21 protein-coding genes and 1 pseudogene are annotated in these 21,126 nt (G+C 34.7%); 5 read left to right on the top strand and 17 right to left on the bottom strand.

The features are described from left to right. Positions 1-71 precede the first annotated feature (71 nt). The 4 genes and pseudogenes from rpsD to carA all read left to right on the top strand — a co-directional run bounded on the left by rpsD (position 72) and on the right by carA (position 3,704). Complete coding sequence (gene rpsD / locus OLM53_RS12935) at positions 72-677, top strand: 30S ribosomal protein S4 (RefSeq protein WP_264520637.1); 606 nt, start codon at positions 72-74, stop codon at positions 675-677. A 21-nt stretch (positions 678-698) separates the two neighbouring features. After that, the gene (locus tag OLM53_RS12940; protein WP_136151653.1) at positions 699-1,691 is read left to right on the top strand and encodes a DNA-directed RNA polymerase subunit alpha; all 993 of its coding nucleotides are present in this window, start codon (positions 699-701) and stop codon (positions 1,689-1,691) included. 62 nt (positions 1,692-1,753) lie between these two features. Further along, positions 1,754-2,206 (top strand): annotated as a pseudogene (rplQ, locus tag OLM53_RS12945) (50S ribosomal protein L17); the annotation flags it as partial. A 376-nt stretch (positions 2,207-2,582) separates the two neighbouring features. Continuing rightward, positions 2,583-3,704, top strand: a complete 1,122-nt coding sequence (carA, locus tag OLM53_RS12950; protein WP_264520638.1) for a glutamine-hydrolyzing carbamoyl-phosphate synthase small subunit — start codon at positions 2,583-2,585, stop codon at positions 3,702-3,704. 38 nt (positions 3,705-3,742) lie between these two features. Here the strand turns inward: carA and OLM53_RS12955 are convergent, their stop codons facing one another. Next, the gene (locus OLM53_RS12955) at positions 3,743-4,807 is read right to left on the bottom strand and encodes a hypothetical protein (RefSeq protein ID WP_264520639.1); all 1,065 of its coding nucleotides are present in this window, start codon (positions 4,805-4,807) and stop codon (positions 3,743-3,745) included. 223 nt (positions 4,808-5,030) lie between these two features. Between OLM53_RS12955 and eno the strand changes: the two genes are divergently transcribed. Next, positions 5,031-6,323 (top strand): phosphopyruvate hydratase, encoded by a 1,293-nt coding sequence (gene eno / locus OLM53_RS12960; protein ID WP_264520640.1) that lies wholly within the window; start codon positions 5,031-5,033, stop codon positions 6,321-6,323. A 198-nt stretch (positions 6,324-6,521) separates the two neighbouring features. On the opposite strand, the gene OLM53_RS12965 is transcribed toward eno, so the two are convergent. The 16 genes from OLM53_RS12965 to OLM53_RS13040 all read right to left on the bottom strand — a co-directional run bounded on the left by OLM53_RS12965 (position 6,522) and on the right by OLM53_RS13040 (position 21,077). After that, a complete protein-coding gene (locus OLM53_RS12965) occupies positions 6,522-7,208 on the bottom strand; it encodes a T9SS type A sorting domain-containing protein (protein WP_264520641.1) in 687 nt (228 codons plus the stop codon). 8 nt (positions 7,209-7,216) lie between these two features. Then, positions 7,217-7,492 carry a hypothetical protein gene (locus OLM53_RS12970; protein WP_264520642.1) on the bottom strand — a complete coding sequence of 92 codons (276 nt, stop codon included), beginning with the start codon at positions 7,490-7,492 and terminating at the stop codon, positions 7,217-7,219. 123 nt (positions 7,493-7,615) lie between these two features. Then, the gene (locus tag OLM53_RS12975) at positions 7,616-8,227 is read right to left on the bottom strand and encodes a hypothetical protein (RefSeq protein WP_264520643.1); all 612 of its coding nucleotides are present in this window, start codon (positions 8,225-8,227) and stop codon (positions 7,616-7,618) included. An 83-nt stretch (positions 8,228-8,310) separates the two neighbouring features. Beyond that, positions 8,311-8,793: a hypothetical protein gene (locus tag OLM53_RS12980; RefSeq protein ID WP_264520644.1), complete on the bottom strand. Its 483-nt coding sequence runs from the start codon at positions 8,791-8,793 to the stop codon at positions 8,311-8,313. 60 nt (positions 8,794-8,853) lie between these two features. Further along, a complete protein-coding gene (locus OLM53_RS12985; protein ID WP_264520645.1) occupies positions 8,854-9,495 on the bottom strand; it encodes a T9SS type A sorting domain-containing protein in 642 nt (213 codons plus the stop codon). A 155-nt stretch (positions 9,496-9,650) separates the two neighbouring features. Then, on the bottom strand, positions 9,651-10,589 hold the full coding sequence (locus OLM53_RS12990) for a T9SS type A sorting domain-containing protein (protein ID WP_264520646.1): 939 nt from the start codon (positions 10,587-10,589) through the stop codon (positions 9,651-9,653). Between the two features lie 77 nt (positions 10,590-10,666). Then, positions 10,667-11,272: an REP-associated tyrosine transposase gene (locus OLM53_RS12995; RefSeq protein ID WP_264520647.1), complete on the bottom strand. Its 606-nt coding sequence runs from the start codon at positions 11,270-11,272 to the stop codon at positions 10,667-10,669. 176 nt (positions 11,273-11,448) lie between these two features. Beyond that, on the bottom strand, positions 11,449-11,859 hold the full coding sequence (locus OLM53_RS13000) for a hypothetical protein (RefSeq protein ID WP_264520648.1): 411 nt from the start codon (positions 11,857-11,859) through the stop codon (positions 11,449-11,451). A 202-nt stretch (positions 11,860-12,061) separates the two neighbouring features. Then, positions 12,062-12,541, bottom strand: coding sequence for a YbjP/YqhG family protein (locus OLM53_RS13005; protein WP_264520649.1), 480 nt, complete (start codon positions 12,539-12,541; stop codon positions 12,062-12,064). Positions 12,542-13,455: 914 nt separating this feature from the next. After that, on the bottom strand, positions 13,456-13,755 hold the full coding sequence (locus OLM53_RS13010) for a hypothetical protein (RefSeq protein WP_264520650.1): 300 nt from the start codon (positions 13,753-13,755) through the stop codon (positions 13,456-13,458). Positions 13,756-13,842: 87 nt separating this feature from the next. Beyond that, positions 13,843-14,772: a DUF4365 domain-containing protein gene (locus OLM53_RS13015; protein WP_264520651.1), complete on the bottom strand. Its 930-nt coding sequence runs from the start codon at positions 14,770-14,772 to the stop codon at positions 13,843-13,845. A 146-nt stretch (positions 14,773-14,918) separates the two neighbouring features. After that, positions 14,919-15,338, bottom strand: a complete 420-nt coding sequence (locus OLM53_RS13020; RefSeq protein ID WP_264520652.1) for a hypothetical protein — start codon at positions 15,336-15,338, stop codon at positions 14,919-14,921. A 172-nt stretch (positions 15,339-15,510) separates the two neighbouring features. After that, entirely contained in the window at positions 15,511-16,143 is a 633-nt protein-coding gene (locus tag OLM53_RS13025) for a DUF4145 domain-containing protein (protein ID WP_264520653.1), read from the bottom strand. Between the two features lie 193 nt (positions 16,144-16,336). Continuing rightward, a complete protein-coding gene (locus OLM53_RS13030) occupies positions 16,337-17,020 on the bottom strand; it encodes a hypothetical protein (RefSeq protein ID WP_264520654.1) in 684 nt (227 codons plus the stop codon). A 527-nt stretch (positions 17,021-17,547) separates the two neighbouring features. After that, positions 17,548-18,708 (bottom strand): M1 family aminopeptidase, encoded by a 1,161-nt coding sequence (locus OLM53_RS13035; protein ID WP_264520655.1) that lies wholly within the window; start codon positions 18,706-18,708, stop codon positions 17,548-17,550. Then, positions 18,705-21,077, bottom strand: a complete 2,373-nt coding sequence (locus tag OLM53_RS13040) for an ABC transporter permease (protein WP_264520656.1) — start codon at positions 21,075-21,077, stop codon at positions 18,705-18,707. The genes OLM53_RS13035 and OLM53_RS13040 overlap by 4 nt, the downstream gene beginning before the upstream one ends. Between the last annotated feature and the right edge of the window lie 49 nt (positions 21,078-21,126).

Raw genomic sequence — 21,126 nt, forward strand, 5'->3', positions numbered from 1 at the left:
AATCAAGATAGAATAAAGATTATCGGAGGATTCGACCTGAATTCATAATCTCTATCTTAAAACAATTTAAAATGGCAAGATATACTGGTCCAAGTACAAGAATTGCTCGTAAATTTGGCGAAGCAATATTCGGAGAAGACAAAGCCTTCGAAAAAAGAAATTATCCTCCTGGACAACACGGGATGGCTAAAAAAAGAGGTAAAAAATCTGAGTACGCTGTCCAATTGATGGAAAAGCAAAAAGCTAAATATTCTTATGGAATTTTAGAAAAACAATTCAGAAACCTTTTTGAAAAAGCAGCAGCTTCTAAAGGTGTAACAGGTGAAATCCTTTTACAATTATGCGAAGCAAGATTAGATAATGTGGTTTACAGAATGGGAATTGCGCCTTCAAGAAGAGCAGCAAGACAAATCGTTTCTCACCGTCACATCACTGTGAACGGAGAATTGGTTAACATCCCTTCTTATCACTTGAAACCAGGTGACAAAGTGGCTGTTCGTGAAAAATCTAAATCTGTTGAAGCTATAGAGCGTTCATTAGCCAATTCATCTCACGTATATGAGTGGATTACTTGGAATAATGACACTAAAGAAGGAACTTTTGTTTCTGTACCTGCAAGATTGCAAATTCCAGAAAACATCAAAGAACAATTAATCGTAGAGTTGTACAACAAATAATAATTGACATTAGTCTAAATTATGGCAATATTTAATTTTCAGAAGCCCGATAAAGTTATCATGATCGATTCAACCGATTTTGAAGGTAAGTTTGAATTCAGACCTTTAGAACCAGGATACGGATTGACAGTTGGTAATGCACTTAGAAGAGTTTTACTTTCTGCGTTAGAAGGTTATGCCATTACATCTATCAGAATTGATGGTGTTGAGCATGAGTTTTCAACTATTTCAGGAGTAGTAGAAGATGTTACTGAAATTATCTTAAATCTAAAACAAGTACGTTTCAAACGTCAGATTGAAGATGTAGATAACGAAACAGTTTCTATCTCTATCTCAGGAAAAGATCAAATTACTGCTGGTGATTTTCAAAAATTCATCTCTGGTTTCCAAGTATTGAACCCAGAACTAGTGATTTGTAACTTAGATAGCAAAGTAAATCTTAATATGGAATTAACTATCGAGAAAGGTCGTGGTTATGTTCCTGCAGAAGAGAACAAAAAACAAAACGCAGCAATAGGTACTATCTTTACAGACTCCATTTTTACTCCGGTAAAAAATGTAAAATATGCTATTGAAAACTTCCGTGTAGAGCAAAAAACAGATTATGAAAAATTAGTTTTTGAAATCAAAACTGATGGTTCAATCAATCCAAAAGATGCTTTAACTGAAGCTGCCAAAGTTTTAATTCACCACTTTATGTTATTCTCAGATGAGAGAATCACCCTTGAAGCTGATGAAATTGCTCAAACTGAGTCTTATGATGAAGAATCATTACACATGAGACAATTGCTTAAAACAAAATTGGTAGATATGGATTTATCTGTAAGAGCCTTGAATTGTTTGAAAGCTGCAGAAGTTGATACACTTGGAGATCTAGTATCTTTCAACAAAAATGACTTAATGAAGTTCCGTAACTTCGGTAAAAAATCGCTAACTGAGTTAGACGAATTGGTTGCCAACAAGAATTTAACTTTCGGAATGGACTTAGGTAAATACAAATTAGATAAAGAATAAATTACTTCATATTTTGCTCTCCAAGGTGGATTGATGCAAGATGAAGGTTAAAAAAATAAGTCATGAGACACGGAAAAAAAGTAAATCACTTAAGCAGACAGACTGGACATAGAAAATCTATGTTGGCTAATATGGCTTGTTCTCTTATCGAGCACAAACGTATTAACACTACTGTTGCTAAAGCAAAAGCGTTAAAACAATTTGTTGAGCCGCTTATAACAAAATCAAAAGAAGATACAACTCACAACCGTCGTATTGTTTTCGCTTACTTAAGAAATAAATATGGAGTAACGGAACTTTTTAGAGAAGTTGCTGCTAAAGTAGGAGATCGTCCAGGTGGATATACACGTATCATTAAAATGGGTAACCGTTTAGGGGATAACGCTGATATGGCCATGATTGAATTAGTTGACTTTAACGAACTATACAATGGAGGTAAAAAAGAAGAGAAAAAAGGTAGAACACGTCGTGCTAAGAAAACGACTGAAACTACTGCAGCTCCTAAAGCTCCAGCTCCAGCACCAGTTGTTGAAGAAGTTGCTCCAATCGTTGAAGAAGCTGCTCCAGCAGTAGAAGAAGTAGTGGAAACTCCAGTTGCTGAAGTGGAAACACCTGCTGCAGAAGTAGAAACTCCAGAAGTTGTTGAAGAAGCTCCAGTAGCAGAAGCAGAAGCTCCTGCTGCAGAAGAAACTCCAGAAGCTCCAGCAGCTGATGAAGAATCAAAAGAAGAAGAGGCATAATGATTGCCAACTCATAAATATAAAAAAGGATAAGCAATTTTGTTTATCCTTTTTTTTTGTCTAAAACTTAAAACAGAATGTTTATAAACTCTGATAATTCTTTTCTAAATTTTAGTATGAAATAAATAAATTTGCTAAACACAACTACACAATGCAACACACTACAAGATCACAAGCCATTTTATTACTAGCCGATGGAACCATCTTTCACGGCAAATCTATCGGAATCTCTGGAATAACCTTTGGAGAAGTTTGCTTCAACACCGGAATGACTGGATACCAAGAAATCTTTACCGACCCATCTTACTTCGGACAAATCATGGTAGCGACCAATCCACACATTGGAAACTACGGAGTAAATGCTAACGAAGTAGAATCCGATAAAATTAGGATTGCTGGTTTAGTTTGCAAAAACTTTAGCTTCAACCATTCGCGCCCTGATTCAGAAAGCAATCTCTACGACTATTTTGAAAAACAAAATCTTATCTGCATTTCCGATGTAGATACTCGTGCTTTGGTAAGTTACATCCGTGACAACGGAGCACAAAATGCAGTAATTTGCACTGATGGAACTGCTGTCGAAGAATTGAAAAGTCAATTAGCCAAAGTCCCAGATATGAAAGGATTGGAACTAGCTTCTAAAGTTTCTACAACTGAGCCTTATTACTTTGGTAACGAAAACGCAACTTATAAAATTGCAGCTTTAGATTTAGGTATCAAAACCAATATCTTACGCAACCTAGCCAAAAGAGATTGTTATATCAAAGTGTTTCCCTACGATGCAACCTTCGAAGAATTAAAAGCTTTTAATCCGGATGGCTACTTTTTATCTAACGGACCTGGTGATCCTGAACCTTTAGAGCAAGTAATCACCACTGCTCAAAAAATGATAGCTTCCGATAAACCTGTATTTGGCATTTGTTTAGGACATCAAATTATTGGATTGGCGAACGGAGTTTCAACATATAAGATGTTTAACGGCCACAGAGGAATCAATCATCCGGTAATGAATACCTTGACAGGAAAAGGTGAAATCACCTCGCAAAATCACGGATTTGCTGTCAACAGAGAAGAACTAGAAAGACATCCTGATTTAGAAATTACCCATTATCATATCAATGATAATACAGTAGCTGGAATGCGTATGAAATCAAAGAACTGCTTTTCGGTGCAATACCATCCTGAGGCAAGTCCAGGACCGCACGATTCGGAATACCTTTTTGATGATTTTGTTGCCAACATAAAAAAAGCGAAAAGCCTACTCGAAGTATAACTTTTCGCCTTTGGAATAACTAAATTAGACTTCTACAACTAATCGTTATAAGCGTATTTTTCATAAATGCTATCAAATTGACCATTGTTTTTTAAGAATGAACTATTAGTGGCCAACCAATTATTGTATTTAGTAGTTTTGATAGTTTGGATGCCATTAAAGACAGCATAAAACAAATTCTTTTTGGTATTACAAACTTTAACCGCATTGTTATAGGCTACAATAGTTTCATTGGTTTCTGCTTGTGGTGCTTTTTTTAGTAATTGTAGCGCATTGTAAGCATCAGCATAATTGTTGAATAAAGCAGTAAGTTTATCTTTTTGACTAGATATAAAATTAGAGTAGTCAATATTAGCATCATTTAACGTGTTGTCTTTGTACTGGTCTTTATAAAGATCCGTTTTGGCCAAAATTTCTTGATGCATTAAGGCTATGATATCTAAACAACCAGAAAATCCTTTTTTGTCTTTAGCAGTGATTACGGCAGTTAGTTTTTCATCTATCACATTCATTTTATAAAAAAGGATATTTTGATACGCATTGTACTCTAAAATGTTTTTTCTTTTTTTAACATTAAGGTGCATTTTATTATTGAAAGCAAAGGCTTTTTTATCCAACTCAAAACTTTTAAGCTCTTTATAATAGGTGATAAGTTCACTTTCTTTTCGGTTAAGATTGTCTCCAATTTCAGTTAAAGACAAAGTGCTTTGGTATTCATAATCGTTTAAAATTAAACTTCCGTTGTTCAAACAATCAATCGTTTTTTGATTCATTTTGATGAAACTATCTCTTAGTTGGGTGTTGCCATCAAATCCTCTATTGTTATTTTTCATAAGCAAATTCACTTTCTCTAATTTCTCTATGATTCTAGCAGCCGTAGTTTTAGTTCTAGAATACATTTGCGATTCTACTATAGTAACAGAATAATCCATCAACGATTTTTTAACAAACAATTCGTTTTTAGCAAAATCATCCATATAAGCATCGATGGTTCTGAAAGTTTGCGACTGCAAAAAGTTAGGAAGAAGAGCAACAAAAAGGAACAAACAAATCATTGACAGTGGATTGTTTGTTGGACTGTTTTTAGTAGTAGAAGTTTTCATGATAACAATAGTTTAATTATTGATACAAATCTACATCCAACAGGAAGGGGGCATGTTGTCTTATATTATTTTAAACTTATATAATTAAAGGGAAGTACTATTTTTCATAAATTCGATAGCTAACTAAAACGATTGCGTTTATAAGTTGTGCAAATAATTGCAAGTCTCTTTTTTTAATTTCTTAAATTTGTAATCCTAATTAAAACCTTTAAACAAATTCAAAATGAGCATTATCATCAAAGTTCACGCAAGACAAATTCTTGATTCCAGAGGAAACCCAACCATCGAAGTAGATGTAGTTACTGAAAACGGCGTTCTAGGTCGTGCTGCTGTTCCTAGCGGTGCTTCTACAGGAGAACACGAAGCAGTAGAATTAAGAGATGGCGGAAAAGCCTACATGGGAAAAGGAGTTTCTAAAGCGGTAAATAATGTGAATGCTACCATAGCTCCAGAATTAATGGGAGTTTCGGTTTTTGAACAAAATCATATCGATCAATTAATGATTGAATTAGATGCTACGCCAAACAAATCTAATTTGGGTGCTAATGCTATCTTAGGAGTTTCTTTAGCAGTAGCTAAAGCAGCAGCTAACGAATTGGGATTGCCTTTATACCGATATGTAGGAGGTGTTTCAGCCAATACTTTACCAGTACCGATGATGAACATCATCAACGGAGGTTCCCACTCTGATGCGCCTATCGCTTTCCAAGAGTTTATGATTATGCCGGTGAAAGCAACTTCATTCTCTCATGCGATGCAAATGGGAACAGAGATTTTCCACAACCTTAAAAAAGTATTGCACGATAGAAACCTTTCTACTGCAGTAGGAGATGAAGGAGGTTTTGCTCCAAACTTAGCTGGTGGAACAGAAGACGCTTTAGATACCATCAAAAAAGCAGTTGAAAATGCTGGCTACAAATTTGGTGACGAAGTAATGATTGCATTAGATTGTGCTGCCTCTGAATTTTATGTAGACGGAAAATACGACTATACTAAATTTGAAGGCGCAACCGGAAAAATAAGAACTTCAAAAGAACAAGCGGAATACTTAGCTTCTTTAGCCGCCAACTACCCAATCATTTCTATTGAAGACGGAATGTACGAAGACGACTGGGAAGGTTGGAAATACTTAACCGAATTAATTGGAGATAAAACACAATTAGTAGGAGATGATTTATTCGTAACCAATGTAGAGCGTTTAGCCACTGGAATAGAAAAAGGAATTGCTAATTCTATCCTAGTAAAAGTAAATCAAATCGGAACGTTGACAGAAACTATTGCAGCGGTAAACATGGCTAAAAATGCCGGATACACTTCAGTAATGTCACACCGTTCGGGAGAAACAGAAGACAATACGATTGCCGATTTAGCGGTAGCGTTAAACTGTGGTCAAATCAAAACCGGTTCGGCTTCTCGTTCTGACCGTATGGCCAAATACAATCAGTTATTAAGAATAGAGGAGGAGTTAGGTGATACTGCTTACTTCCCAGGTTTAAAAGCATTCAAACAAAAATAATCCTTTATAAGGATAGGTTATAAGTACACCTGACAGATTTTAGAAATCGGTCAGGTGTTTTCTTTTTTATAAAAGCAAAGTAATCCCGTTAGGGATACAATAGTGGTAGAAAGTAAAATGTATGAATTAGTAAAGTGCCGTAGGTACGATATATTCATCCCATCGTCATTTCAAGTAATAATAGTAAGAAGAACAACGCTATTTTATTATAATCTTTCTGTAAGTCGTGTAGCCGTCAGAAAACAACTTTAGAGTATAAATTCCAGAAGCCAAGTCGGAAATAAAAATACTATCAAAATTAGTATTCACCGTTTTCACCGTTTGCCCTAGGGAATTTACAATATCAACCCGGTCAATCACATTGTTTTTAGCATCAATAAATATTTCCGAATCCGCGGGGTTAGGGTAGATCATCGTTTGATTTAAAGTAAAACGTTCTGTGGCAAGCGGAGCATTTCCAAATACATACGTATTAAAAATGGGCGTAAAAATAACCAAACTCATAGCAGTTCCTGTCCCAGAGATATAATATTCCCCTCCCGATTGAAAAAGCGAAAAGAAAGCATTTTCTAATGTGATATGTTGAGTAGCGTTGCAAAGAAGCAACGTACCGGCAAAAGTATTGAATAGTATAAGATTAGCAGCCGGACAACTGAAAGTTCCATAAAAAGCATTACAGGCTCCCATTCCACTAAAATCAGAAGTGCCTGAAAAAGTTACATAAGGGGAAACAGCCGGAGTTATAGTCGAAACAGGGTGATGGATATTATCATCACTAGAGTAATAATCGTATAAATACCACGTCTGAAATAAATCAGGATTTGGTGTTTGCGAAAAACAATTCATCCCGTATAGTATCGAAAGCAAAGTCAGTATATGTTTCATTTTATCTTTTATTTGTCATTACTATCAGTATCCAATTCAGGACTAGCACTCACTCTCGATATAAACGAAACCGTTCCTTTCGTTCTCCAAATTTTATTAGCGTAAAGGATGCCACCAACCAATCCAATAAAAATAAGACCAATGGCTATAATCAAATTAGTTTCGCCTGGATTCATAAAATAAATTATCGAGCCTATGGCAAAACAAATTAGCGTAGGGGACATAACAATTTGAAACCAAACAATGATTTCTGCTATAAATTCAAAAACTTTAGATAGCTTCATTTATATAATTTTTGAGGTATTAGCTAGCGTCCCACCACTAAAAGAAGTACTACTGCAGTAAGTGTAATCGTAAAGATACATAATTTTCCTTTTGAGTATTTCTCAACTTAAAACCTGAACCAGTTATTGCTCAAAACGACCGCTAACAGTCATTTTATTTGTCAATATAAAAAAATCGGCATTTTCAATAATTTCATTTTTCTTAGTTTGGAAAAGCACCTTTTCACTGTTGTTTTCTTTGTCAATGTATACTTTTCCTATCTTGAATTCTCCACTTATTTCTATAGTTGCAAACCTATTTTTATCAAGTTTTATGATACTGTCTTGGATTTTGTAATTCCCATAATGATGCACTCGTCCTCCCCAACTTCCGCTTTTAATTATATATTTTCCATCTTCTTTTAAATCAATGATTAACCCATTACCAACAGCGTGAATATAGGTTTTCGACTGCTCCAAATTTTCATAATGCAGATATAAACCGAGTATCGAAAAAATAGTAAATGCAGCTAGGAAGCTAGGAAGTAAACTTCTTGCATTTCTATTTTTTTTGAACGCTTCTAAATCTTCAGGAATTACTTTCGACAATAAAATGATTTCTAAAATTCCGAAAACTATATAGAAGAAAACAGCAAAAATAAAATCAACTTGATAGGATTTGTAAAGAATGAAAAAGAACAATCCTCCAACAATCGTTAGCTGTATTATTCTTTTATTTTGATTTTGTGCTTTCAATTGCGGTTCGTATTTCGTTAAGCTAATAAGACTATGCCAGCTATTTAGGCTAGCCACTAATAGCTTTTAGTATAAGTATCGTTCTACTTGTTTTTTTTAGCCTCTTTATTTTTAGGAGAAACTATAAAATCTCCCACCAGTATCTTTTTTTCAAGTTCTTCTTTAGAGACATTTTCACTTGAACCCAATGTATCTTTTGATTTAAAATACTTAGCGTTTTCTGGTTGAAATTTTTTCATATATTCATAGGTTGTAACGGTCGTGTCTAATTTTACATAGCACTCATTTTTCTTGGCTACTAAATCATAAATACCTATTTGGGGAATGGCTCTAATTAGTATGGTGTCTCCTATAATTTTCACGTCATATATGCCACCGGTATTGGCTTTCATGATATTGTCAGTATCTCCCCAACGCTCTAAATCTATAAAGTCGTGACCACTTGAAATGTTGCTAACTCTATACCACTTTACCGTAATATCTTTGGATTTATATATTTTTTCATCTAAATGTTTATCACAGGAAATGAAAAAAGGAATGAGGATTAGAATAAATAGTTTTTTCATTTTAGGTATTAGGTTTTTAGAATATGCCTCGCAACGTAACACGGTTATTAATCAAACAATCTATTCAATTAGTATTTTGTCTACTAGTATTTTTTGTTCAGAAAATAGTTTTATGATATAAAGCCCTTTGGATAGATCGCTTAAATCAATTTGAGGAGAAGCGTCAAGGGTCTTAATTACTTTTCCTGAAATATCACTAATCATTATTTTTTCAAAATCTAAGTTCCCAATAGTTACTAATCCTTTTGTTGGGTTGGGGAATAGTATCATTTTTTCTTGAGTAAAACTAGTATTTTGTAACGCAAGTGGATTAGCATGATAAGTTTGTGTATAATTTGATTCCATTTGCCCTGGATCATAAACCGCAGTTACGTGAATTTCAAAACCATCAGTATAGAGTTGATTTTGATTGTCTAATTCTAAAAAGCTTAACCCACAATTTGAAACAAAACCATAAACTGGAGAATAAAAATTATATAAAGCTCTCTCAGTTTGAAATCTAAAGAGCTCGTCGTTACGATAAATATTATATCCCAGTAATGGATTATGTGGTTGTAGTGGTTCTTCCCAATTTAGTTGAAAATAATTATTTGGGGTTTCGTAAGTTTGTGACCAAGTCAAATTTTCAACTGGATTGTTTTGTCCAAAGGAATTAACAACAAACAAGACAAAGAGTAATACAATAAGTAATTTTGCTTTCATTTTTTTGGTTTTATGATGTTGCACAATGCTCCCCAGTCAAATAGTAAAGATATACAATTTCCCTTTTCAATATCCCCAAGGTAAAAACGAATCCACTGTTTCTCTCTAGCTTGTTGTCTGTTTTTAATTTCCTCAATAAATTTTTAGGATAGGCTTTATAGTTTCACTAGTTTACTAACTAATTTACCGGAAAGCTGCCTGTCAACCGATATAAAGTAAACTCCTGTTGGCAAATCCCCTAAGGAAATAGTATCAACGCCACTTACTACTTTCTTTACCAGCTGGCCGCTTATAGTATAAATTTCGATAGTATCCGTAACGCTTTTGTTTTCATAGTCAAGAGTTATACTGTCTTTGAAGGGATTAGGAAGAATTGATAGTGTCGCGTTGTGAAATTGACTTATACTAAGGGAACTGGTAGAAACCTCAACCATATCTATATAATAATAGGCCAAAGAAGTATATAACGAATTAGGATTATAAACAACGTGTTGAGTAGCGGCATCACTCGAAAAATTACCAATGGTGATGTATTGCTCTCCGCCGGTTGCTATAAAACTCCCAGTAATTTGGGTCCAATTTGTGGCATCGGAAAGCATCGAACTGCTATTCACCTGAGGAAATACAGCAATAGGACCAAATGACCCATCGCCGCTAATGGGAGTAGTTGAACAATATGCCCCCAAAGAATTAATGGTAAGACCATACCTGTCCGCTGATGATACCCAGAAAGAAACATAATACCTTTGCCCTGCAACAAGAGGCGAAATTAATTGGGATTGTATATACTCCCTTAAGGCAACCTCCTCGAAATAACAAAAAATACCAGCATAAGCTGTACCATCATAAGCACTTTGATTTCCAACAATATTGGCAGGCACACCAACTAAAGTACTAGAATCGGTATAACAGCTGTTATAATAATCTGGACTGGCTGAGGCACTATTGCTAGTCACATGCCATGAGGTAGCTTTATCTATTTGACTATTGTTGTCAGGACAGGAGGAATAAGTTTCAAAACTGGGATTGCTCACTAAATTTTGACTGATCATCTTCGTTGTCAAAGCAAAAAGAACTACTACTAGTTTTCTCATATTTTTATAATTAAAGGCATGCTTAGTTATGGCTATAACCCCCACGCTGCGCAAATGTCTCCCGACTTTGCGCTTTGTTATTCATCGTAACTAATATATTTTGAAATTGAATTAGGATTCATAACATTTACAACTGGAATTTGAACTATTTCAACATCAAGAATTCCTTTGCCATCAATATAGTTTGAAGCACTCGAATAAATATAATCTTGTGGCTTTAAAACAATACCTGCGCGAACAGGATTAAAATGAATATAATCAATTTTTGACCACATAAAATTTTCAGAATAAATTTCTTCTGTATGATTGCCCAATTGCCAAAACTGATAATTTTTATTTCTTGAATGTGTTGCTGTAGCCAATTTAAATCGTTCCAACATCCATTCTCGTCTACTTTCAGGCTCTGATTGAATTTTATCTAAAATAGTTTTAGAAGTAAATTTTTTAAAATCACGAATTAAATCCGACAGTTTTCCATCATTTGACTGAATAATCATGTGAATATGATTGCTCATTATTACATAACTATACAAAATCATTCCTTTATTTTTAATGCAAAAATCAAAGCATTCGATTACAGTATCTCTATAATTTTTTCTTGAAAAAACATCAACCCAATCGACAACTGTTGCCGTTAAAAAATGGGGTAATGATTGTTCTCTTATAACATATCCTTCTTTCATGAGATTATACTTTATCAAATATAAAAAAATTGCGCAAAGTCAGGAGACATTTGCGCAGCTTTTCTTAGGAACACTATGCTTATAGGAGCACTGAGCTGCGCAAATGTCTCCCGACTTTGCGCTTTATTATTCATCATAACTAGCTTTTCTTATAAACACCTTGCTGAGGAAACAATTTAATTCGGAACTTTTCGATACAATGTTCCAGCAACATAACCACACAAGCATTGTCTATTTACTACAGGTTTCATAATAAGAGATACAACAGTTCCTTCTTTAACTAAAATGGGTTGCCAGTTTTTAGAAGTATCCAATTTGGTTAGGTATTCATCTCCAATTTTTAATCTCGTAATTGGAAAAGGGCTACCTTGAGAAGATTCAACACATCCAGAATTAATCTCTAGAACGCAATTGGCGGGAACAGTGAAAGTTTTGACAACTTCTGCCGTTGAACCAGTATATAATGTTGGATTTTCAGAAGACATGAAAAAAGCACTTTCGAACTTCAGCGTGTAACCATTTTGACCCGACATGACATTGACAAAATACAAGAAAAAAACTAATAGATAAAGATGGAGAGATTTCATATTATAGTGTTATTGGTTAAATGACTACTTACGTTCCGACCCACGCTGCGCAAACGTCTCCTGACTTTGCGCTTTGTTATACATCATAACTGCTGAGCGGGTGTAATACTAAATTTTAATTATGGTAAATAGGTACACAAAAAGTGTATATTTTTATTTTTATCCAACTTAAAAACTAAACTAGCTTTGGCACCAAACGCTTTTATTTGATGGCTGAAATTTTATAGCTACCGTTTTCATTTGAAATTTTGAGCGTAATAGTGGTGAATGAATTATCATATGCATCACTCAAGAACAGTACTGTATAACAATTCCCATTTTGTTTGCTTTTCTTTATGATTAGGGTTTTTAGCATTTGCGGAGTAGTATCTTGAGTATTTAGAAAAGGATCGTAATCCAATGCATTGTTTTTGAACTCATAGTTGATACTGTCCAGTAATGATTGCGTAACATAAATTTGGGTTATTGAATCTAATTTTTTCTTTTGTTCCTTCAGAGGCTCTTCAGATAAAGATTCAGTGATATAAGCCGAATAAAATGCTCTGATTGTATTTTTAATTTCTTTTTCAGAATTTACTACCCTCGTTTTTGACTCGTGGGCAGTGCTTTCATTTTTCTTGCAGGAAGAGAGTATGAAAATGAGTATCAAAAGGCTTAGCAAATAACTATTACAGGTTTTCATTCTTTCTTACTTCTGAAATTTGATTGGTAAATATCTACGAGTATAAAGCACGAAATTAAAAATGAACTAACAATAAAAATGGCTAAATAACAGTTTCCAATTTCTAAAATTTTTAGAACAAAACATATCGACCAAATTATGAAATTATTTAAGTTGAATATTCCGCAAAGAATATAAAAGAAGTTAGTTTTCAATGGATTTGTTTTTTTTCTTAGATGAAAAACTAATCGGATAATCAACAAAACACAACTGAATGCAACAGCATAGACTACACTTCCTGCAAACTGAAAGAATAAGCCTAATGCTTCAAATATTCCTCTCTTTTCAGTGAAATAATCAAAGAATAGGTATAACGTCCAAAAGTTGATCAACACTAATGATAACGTTGAGTATTTAAATATTTTTTCTTTCATTATTTCTGTTACGTTTTTAATAACTGTTGCTTAAACTCCGATACCTTGTTTTACCCTCCCGTCCCTTCAAATGATTCCGATACAATCAGGGAATCCTGAAACCTTTAACGAATATTTATAATCCCGTTAGGGATGCCATAAAGGTAGAAAATGAAATCAACAAATTAGTAAAGTGCCGTAGGTACGATATTTTTACCCTACCATTACCCAAGCTTCACAAAGTATTCTCTTTTCCACTGAGCTGCGCAAATGTCTCCCGACTTTGCGCTTTGTTATTCATTATAAGCTGAGCGGGTGTAATACTATATTTTAATTTCTTTAAACAAGTACACAAAAAGTGTACATTTTTATTTTTATCCGACTTAAAAACTAAACCTGCTATTGTGTTTTCTCATGATTTCACAAACAAAATTGTAATTATGGTAATTAGGTACACAAAAAGTGTACATTTTTATTTTTCCCAAACTTAAAAACTAAACCAGTTATTCCAACAAAAGACTATTAAGTTCTTTTTTTAGCTTTATTAAGTGAGCTCAAAATAACATAAACAATATGAGTACAAATAATACTTCCACATCCGAAAATCCAAAATGCTAAATGAATCCCTAATTCAGGCAGTCCACATCTTAACTGTCCTTCTCTATAAACTGGCATAAAATAATCTGGAAGGATAAAAAAATCTAAAAATAAACCTATGGCAAGAAGTAAATATTTCCAACGGGGTAAATTGAAAGTGTCAAGCAAAATATAGCCGCAAATTTGAAGAGCAAACATTATATAAAATACATGTAATGGCGTCATAGCAATCCAGATTGTTTTTTATTCTTTCCATTTAGCACGCGAAAGGATTCGCGCGGGAGCGGGGCCAAATCGCAATTATATGCAGTTTTAGTAATCGTAAATTTCTTCACCATCTTCACCAATTTCAGTTAACGAATAAAATTTGTTAATTCCAAGTAATGGTTTGTTTTCGTAATAAAGTCGTATAATAGATAGTTTCTCAGTATTTTCTATTAGTTCTTGTATTTCTTTTTTTATTATTAAATTTTCTTTTTTTTCTGAGACAATGAGTATAAATAAATTAGGTAAAATATTTGAATGACCACAAGATTTTATGTTCAATTCTCTCCACGATATAAATTTTTTCACATCTTCTAAATCAAGATCTTTATATAAATCATAATAATGTGCTACATATACTAATCCAGGAAGATTTTCTATTTCAGCTAAACAAGTGAAATAATGAAAATCTCTCGGTTCATGTAAAATAGGAGTAATACTAATTCTATTTCCTGAATACTTATGATATTTTTCTTGTAGGAACTTGAAAATTAATAATTCAACTATATCTGGATGTTGTGGTGCGCCTGCAATTGCTAATAAGTTCCTGCGATTTGACTCATCTAAAATTTGATTTTTAGGAATTATGATTTTCCAACCTTTCTTTAATTTAGTTATGCTGGTTCTATTGACCTCTGTCCAATAACTTATGTCATTTACTAAATCACAAAGAATAACAATAACTGGCAATGAATGATTTAACCAATATTTTAAGTGTTTTTTCTTGCCTCTGTAAACAAATCCATTTTCAGTTGGCTCTTGGAAGTATGATGGACCTGCTTTTACCTGGGCAGCTATAAGTCTTCCTGTACCTTGCCTATTTTCATTTGCAATTTCAATTTGCACATCAATTCCTAAATCATTTTTGAATTGTTCTCTTAAAATCCATGAATAAGTTTTTACGACCTGGCTTGATACAAGTATTATCCCAAGATTAGCTGTTTCCTCTGTTTTATCGTAAATAGGAAGGTCGTCCATAAAATTTCATATAACGTTTCGTCGCTTCTCGTCAGTTGCGAAGTTCGGAACTGCGTACTTTCGGCTAAGATATAAAATCTTGCAAAATGCAAACATGAACTAACCACAAATTCGCAATTGGGTGAAACAGCTGTTATGCTTATTGCTTAGTCATTTCCACCTAATTTTTCCGCCAACTTTTCTACAATGATAGACAAGCTGTCTATGAAAAAACCAAGGAAAAAAGATAAAAGTGCAGAAGAAGCTAAAAATATTTTTTCAGATTTATTAAATAAGCTTATTGAAATCACACAACTTAAAGCTGACATAACGATCAACATAATTGTATAATACATACAATATCTGAGCAACACTTTTTTTCTGTCTGCTTCTGGAATTTTTGAGTTTATACAAAGTTTTGTGACCAATACACTAAACCCAAGTAGACAAAATGCTAAACACCAATAAGGCTTTTTAGTATTAAATAATCCCAGGAAATTTTCTCGCTGGTCATATAATATTACAGCGGCTATAATTGTAAAAACTACTGCAAAATAAATTCTGAAATCTTTAGATGTTGTTGCCATAATTTATTTGGTTGTAAGGTTGTTGGCATTGTGCATAACGTGCCGCGGCTTAAAGCATCTGTTAAATTTATCACTAATTACTCCAAGTACAAAACTTTCCATTGAATCTTCGCATAAGATTCTAGAAAATCCCATGCCTGACAGTTGCTTTAAACCGCTGTTATAGGCAGGCTTATTTTGGTGTATCTCTATTTTTTATTCCGTCAAGTTTGTTTTCAGGTAAAGAATTAAACATTTTATCAATTTCTTTCGGTTGAGTTATCATTGCATCAACAATAATATTAATCAGTTGAAATAATTTTGTTGCTGTTTCAATATCGTCTTTTAAATCTATTTGACCTGGGTGAACAGCTTCATTTCCAATTACTCTAACAATGTCTAATGATTGTTGTACACGAATAGGCAATCCTTTTTCAACTAAACTGCCTATGTCCTTATTGATGTCTTTTCCACTTTCACCAAGTTTCCCGCATAATTTTTGGACACATAAGCGAAGTAACGCTGCAGCACCTCGGGGTGATTTATTTAAAATTTCTCTAGCCTCTTCATAATCTTTTTTTATTTCTTCAGGCAAATCTACATTAGCAAGTGGAGCAGTACTTAAGCTTGGAAAAATTAGTTTTTCATCAACCCAAAAACTATAATCACGACAATGCGAGCAACGAGATATATAAGATGAATCAATGGTAGTAATTCCGCCACTAATTTTAAAATAAATCTGACTCCAAGTTTGCGCTGCAAATGCATTGCAAATAGGACAGTTAAAAGAAGTTTCAGCGAATTGTGGTAATTTATATGGTGTCATTTGTACTTTTTTTTAAAGCTTGCCTATAATTAGTAAATATCCTCAAGTTCCTAAAGCTCTTCAGCATCACTAGCTATCCCAAATATATAAAAAAGATTACAAAACCATTAATAACCATTTAATAGTTATTCAATAATACAAACAAAAAAACCCAAGACTTTCGCCTTGGGCTTCCCCTAAAATGAAGTGCAGTTTAAAGGGTACCACCGCCTTCTTCCTCTTTTTTACGCTTCGCAGCGCGCATACGTTGCACTACTTTCATAAGAGCATATTGGTCTTCCGTGACCGTACCTTTAAAAACCAACTTCCCATTACGCATAATTCTTTTGAGCATCTTTTTCAACTCATCATAATGCGCTATATTTTTATCAGTAAGCATTTTGCGGTTATCCATAATCTCATTTTGTATCTTGTTTTTAGACGCCAATTTCGCTTTGTAGCCGTCTAACGTGTCCACAAAATCAGCAGGCATATCCTTAGCAATAAGTTCATCTTTATGAGCAGTAACAAATTGTTTCAACGCCTCCAGTTGCAAAATAGCCCCTTCAATGTTACTATTGTGCAAATCCCTTTTCAAATCGCTAATAATACGAGTGTTCAAACCAGCATCAGCAAAATTAGCATTCAAGAAGTTCAATTCTTCATTCAAAAGTTTCGCATCTGCATACAAACTAGCAGTAATCCCTTTTTGGTTTTCAGTAAGTACTAAACTACTTTCTAAAACCTTAACAAAATCCAGTTTTGCAACAAAACTGTCTCTAAAAGCAGCATTCATAGTAGCGAATCTGTTTTTAATAGCATCAAAATCACGCTCATAACTCGTGAAAACGAAATCACCTAACGCAGTAACTTCCTCATTTTTAACATAAGAGTTCATAACATTAAAATTTAAATTAAACATGGGTTAACAAAATAGCCAAGTACTATTTTGTAAGAAAAAATCAAATTCCATGCCACAAACATCTGTAAGCGAGTATTTTAACTAATATTTAACGAATTCCCCCACATTTTAAACGCATAACTCATAATTCATAACGCATAACTCAAAAGGGTAAATCCCTCTCCCCACAGCTAAATGAAGCACCCCCGCAGCTAAATGAAGTAACCCCGTAGCTAAATGAAGTACCCCCATGGCTAAATGGAGTACCCCCGTAGCTAAATGAAGTACCCCCGTAGCTAAATGAAGCACCCCCGTAGCTAAATGAAGTACCCCCAAAGCTAAATGAAGTACCCCCAAAGCTAAATGAAGTACCCCCAAAGCTAAATGAAGCACCCCCAAAGCTAAATGAAGCACCCCCATGGCTAAATGGAGCTTCCCAAAGCATAAACAAACAAAAACGGCTTCCCGTTTAAAGGAAACCGCTTTTTTATAAAATCATACTAAGGTAAAACAGGGTAGTAAAATCACTCAACCCCCTTCACATTATCATCCGGAATACGGTCAATCAAATAATTATAAGGGTCAATTCCCGCTTTAGCAGGTTCGTTTTTCGTTTTAAACACAAAGGTGTTGTCCTTTTTAGTAATCTTCAAACGTTTATACACCAAGGGCTTCCCAAGTACATCCGCCTTGTCTGATTTGCCAAATACCCCAATGTCTATATAATCCGCAATAGGAGTAGGGGTCTCTTTCCCCAAAGCATTAGAACGAAACTTCTCCGAGGTAGTTTTAATCGTCACTTCATATTCAGCTCCCACTTTTTTAGAGGTCACTTTCAAAGCACGGTTAGAAAACAACGTAATGTGCTCAAACAAATCGGGTATCAAATAACCCAAACTATCCGGAGTCACCTTTCTAAATTCATTCACAGCATCCAAAGAAGTAGCATAAGGAGGATCTTTATACGCAAATTCGTTGATGAGGTTCTTCATCGCCTTATTCACGTTTTGTTCGCCAATCATTTCTTTAAAATAATACATGACCACACTGGCTTTATTGTAATGAATATACTGTTGGTTCTCCGTTTTCATAATAGGATTCTCGCCTTCAAACTCTGAACTTCGCCCTCTCAAGTAATCGTTCATTTCATACTCTAAGAACTTCTTCATCTTATCCTTGCCATATTCTTTTTCCATCACCATCAACGAAGAATACTGCGCAAATCCTTCACTCATCATTTCACTTCCTTGCATACCCGCGCCACAGACTTGGTGTGCCCAATATTGATGCCCCATCTCATGCGCTACCACATAAAAGACCATATCAATATCATCCTTAGTCACATCGCGCAAATCAGTAATAAACCCAATCCCTTCACTATAAGGCATCGTACCCGGAAACGCCTGCGCAAAACTAGCGTATCTAGGAAACTCTACAATTCTACACTGCTTGTGATAGTAAGGGCCAAAGTTAGTGGTGTAGTATTCCAACGCTTTTTGCATGCTCTTCATCATATTAGGCACGTTAGTCGCATGTTCTTTGTAATAGTACACTTCTAAGTCAATGCCATGCCATTTCTTTCTTTCCACTTGATAGTTTGCAGAAATAAACGAATAGAAGTTAAGCGACTTTTGATCTAAATGATATTTAAAATACTTCTTGCCATTAGCATCCCAACTCTTCAACAAAGACCCGGCGCCACCGCAATCTGATCTTTAGCCGTACTAATAGTAGTAGTAACGTCCACCCAATCCGAATCACTGCTGATATAAGTATTCCCACGAGCCACTAAATTGTTGGTATCCAGTTTAGGCATTCTATCACGCTTAGGCAACTTCCGTTTAATACGCAGGTTTTTATCCGAGATTTCAAAATTGGCATTGTATCCAAAATTCGGCATAATCTCTTCATTGTTAAAGAAAGTTCCGTTTTGGGTCAATTGCGTAAAGCTTACCTCGTTCTCAAACCCCTTAGTGATACTAACGACATTCACCGTAATTTTAATAGAATCATTAGGTGCCAAAGCTTTATTCAGTGTATAAATTCTATAATTCAAATCTTTGTCATTGACTTTCAATTTAGCATTAGGGATGTTCAATTTAATACTATCGGATAACATCGGCAAAGTAAAATGCAACTCGGGAATAGGAGCGTTAGTTTTGTTCTTAGCCCAAGCTTCAATAGTAGCCGTCATATTGCGCTCCTCTGGTTGAATGTCTATCGTATAATCAAACTTATAAAAGCGAGGTTGTGCCAAATGTTCGTATTTTTTATACTTCGTTTCATAGTCCACTTGCTTATCTTCCATGTTTTTTCCAGATTCATAATGGTTGACGATTTGCGTATTGTAAAACACCCAACCTCCACAAAGGATAAAAGCCAATAAAGCAATAGAAAGTCCCATCTTGCTTTGACGGAATTGTACTTTAGCTTGTTGCCAACGGTGTTTAAAGTCGCTTTCTTTCCCTCGGATGTAAAAAGCAAGGATACCAAAGCAAAGCAAAATACAAAACAACCCCCAATACAAGTTAAACCAAAACAAACCAGGCACAAAAGGACCAAATCCATTCATATCCGAATAAGTAAAGAAAGGCTTAGCATTAAAAGAAACCATATTGCTACTAATTTCCAATAATCCCCATATAAAAGAGTTCATAATCACAAACATCACAAAAGCAAAGTAAGCCACATACCGATTGTTAATCAAATAATGGAACAGTAACGAAAGCACCACCAAATAAGCATAGCTCAATAATTTCAAGACCAATAACGATTCTATATACACACCCAAATCATATCGAGTATACCCATGCAAGGTTTGAGCAATAATCCCAAGAAGAATAGCAGCCACTAATACTAAAGCAACAGCAAAGATCACCGCCACAACTTTAGACCCAAATAAACTGATGGTCTTAATTGGAGTAGCATCTTGTATCTCATTGATTTTAGCATCACGCTCTTTCCAAACCAATACCCCCGTATAAAAGGCAATAAACCCAATCATAAACAGCATCAAATTGCCATCAATAATGTCTACAATATCATAAGTCACAGGATACTGCACCGCACCAAAACGCCCCGAAAAGCTAGTCAATTCGGTAATCAATAAAATCATCCCTATCGAAACAATGATAATATACGTAGGGTTCTTAATCACCGCTTTAATCTCAAATTGAGTCAACCCCCAAAACGTAGACCAAGAAAACACCCCTGCTTTAGTAGGTTGGAATGTGGTATTGGTGATAACAGCAGGAGCAGTGTCTTTTACCACTTTCTCTTTTTTAGCCTTTACATTTTTAGTATTAAAAGAAAAGCGGTAGTAAACAAAAACCAGTATAGCAATCATAATCGTCAACCAAACCACACGGTTGACCAACAGTTCCCCATGAAGCGAAACCGCATGATTATTCTTTTCATCTACCGTTAAATACTTAGTCATGATTTGAAACGGCTTAGCGCCAAATGGATCTAAGATATTCGCCAACCATTCTTTCTGAATATCCCGAGTAAAGATGCTCGACACTGCATAAAACACCAATATCAACATCGAACCAATAAAAGAAATGATATTACTACGGAAAATAATAGCCAAAGAAAACAACATCACCCCAGAGATAATCACATTCGGAATCCCAAAGTTTAATATCCCAAAGAAATGCCCACTCCAATCCGTAGGACCAAAACGTTCCGCCGGACACATATCCAACGCCGGAGCCAATAAAGTTCCTAAAAGCGCCCCAATAGAAATCCCCAACAAAGGAATAACAGAAACGATAGCAGCACCAATAAATTTCCCAAAGAAGTAATCCCTTTTCTTAATAGGGGAGGTAAAGATAAACTGGTACATCCCATATTGAAAGTCCCTGTTAGCAGTTGCATTCATAAAGGCAGTAGTCATCAAAAGACAAATAGTAGAGAACACCCCATAATATTGTTCAATCACAAAAGGAGCGTTTTTATGCGTATTGCCAATGCCGCCTCCAATAGTAACATGTTCAGAAGCTACAGCAAAAAAGACCAATAAAGCATTAATGAATAAAAAGATCCACACCATGGGAGTCTTTAACCAGTATTTGAGTTCGAATTGTATAAATTTCCACATA

The organism is Flavobacterium sp. N1994 (genome assembly GCF_025947145.1).
GTDB lineage: Bacteria > Bacteroidota > Bacteroidia > Flavobacteriales > Flavobacteriaceae > Flavobacterium.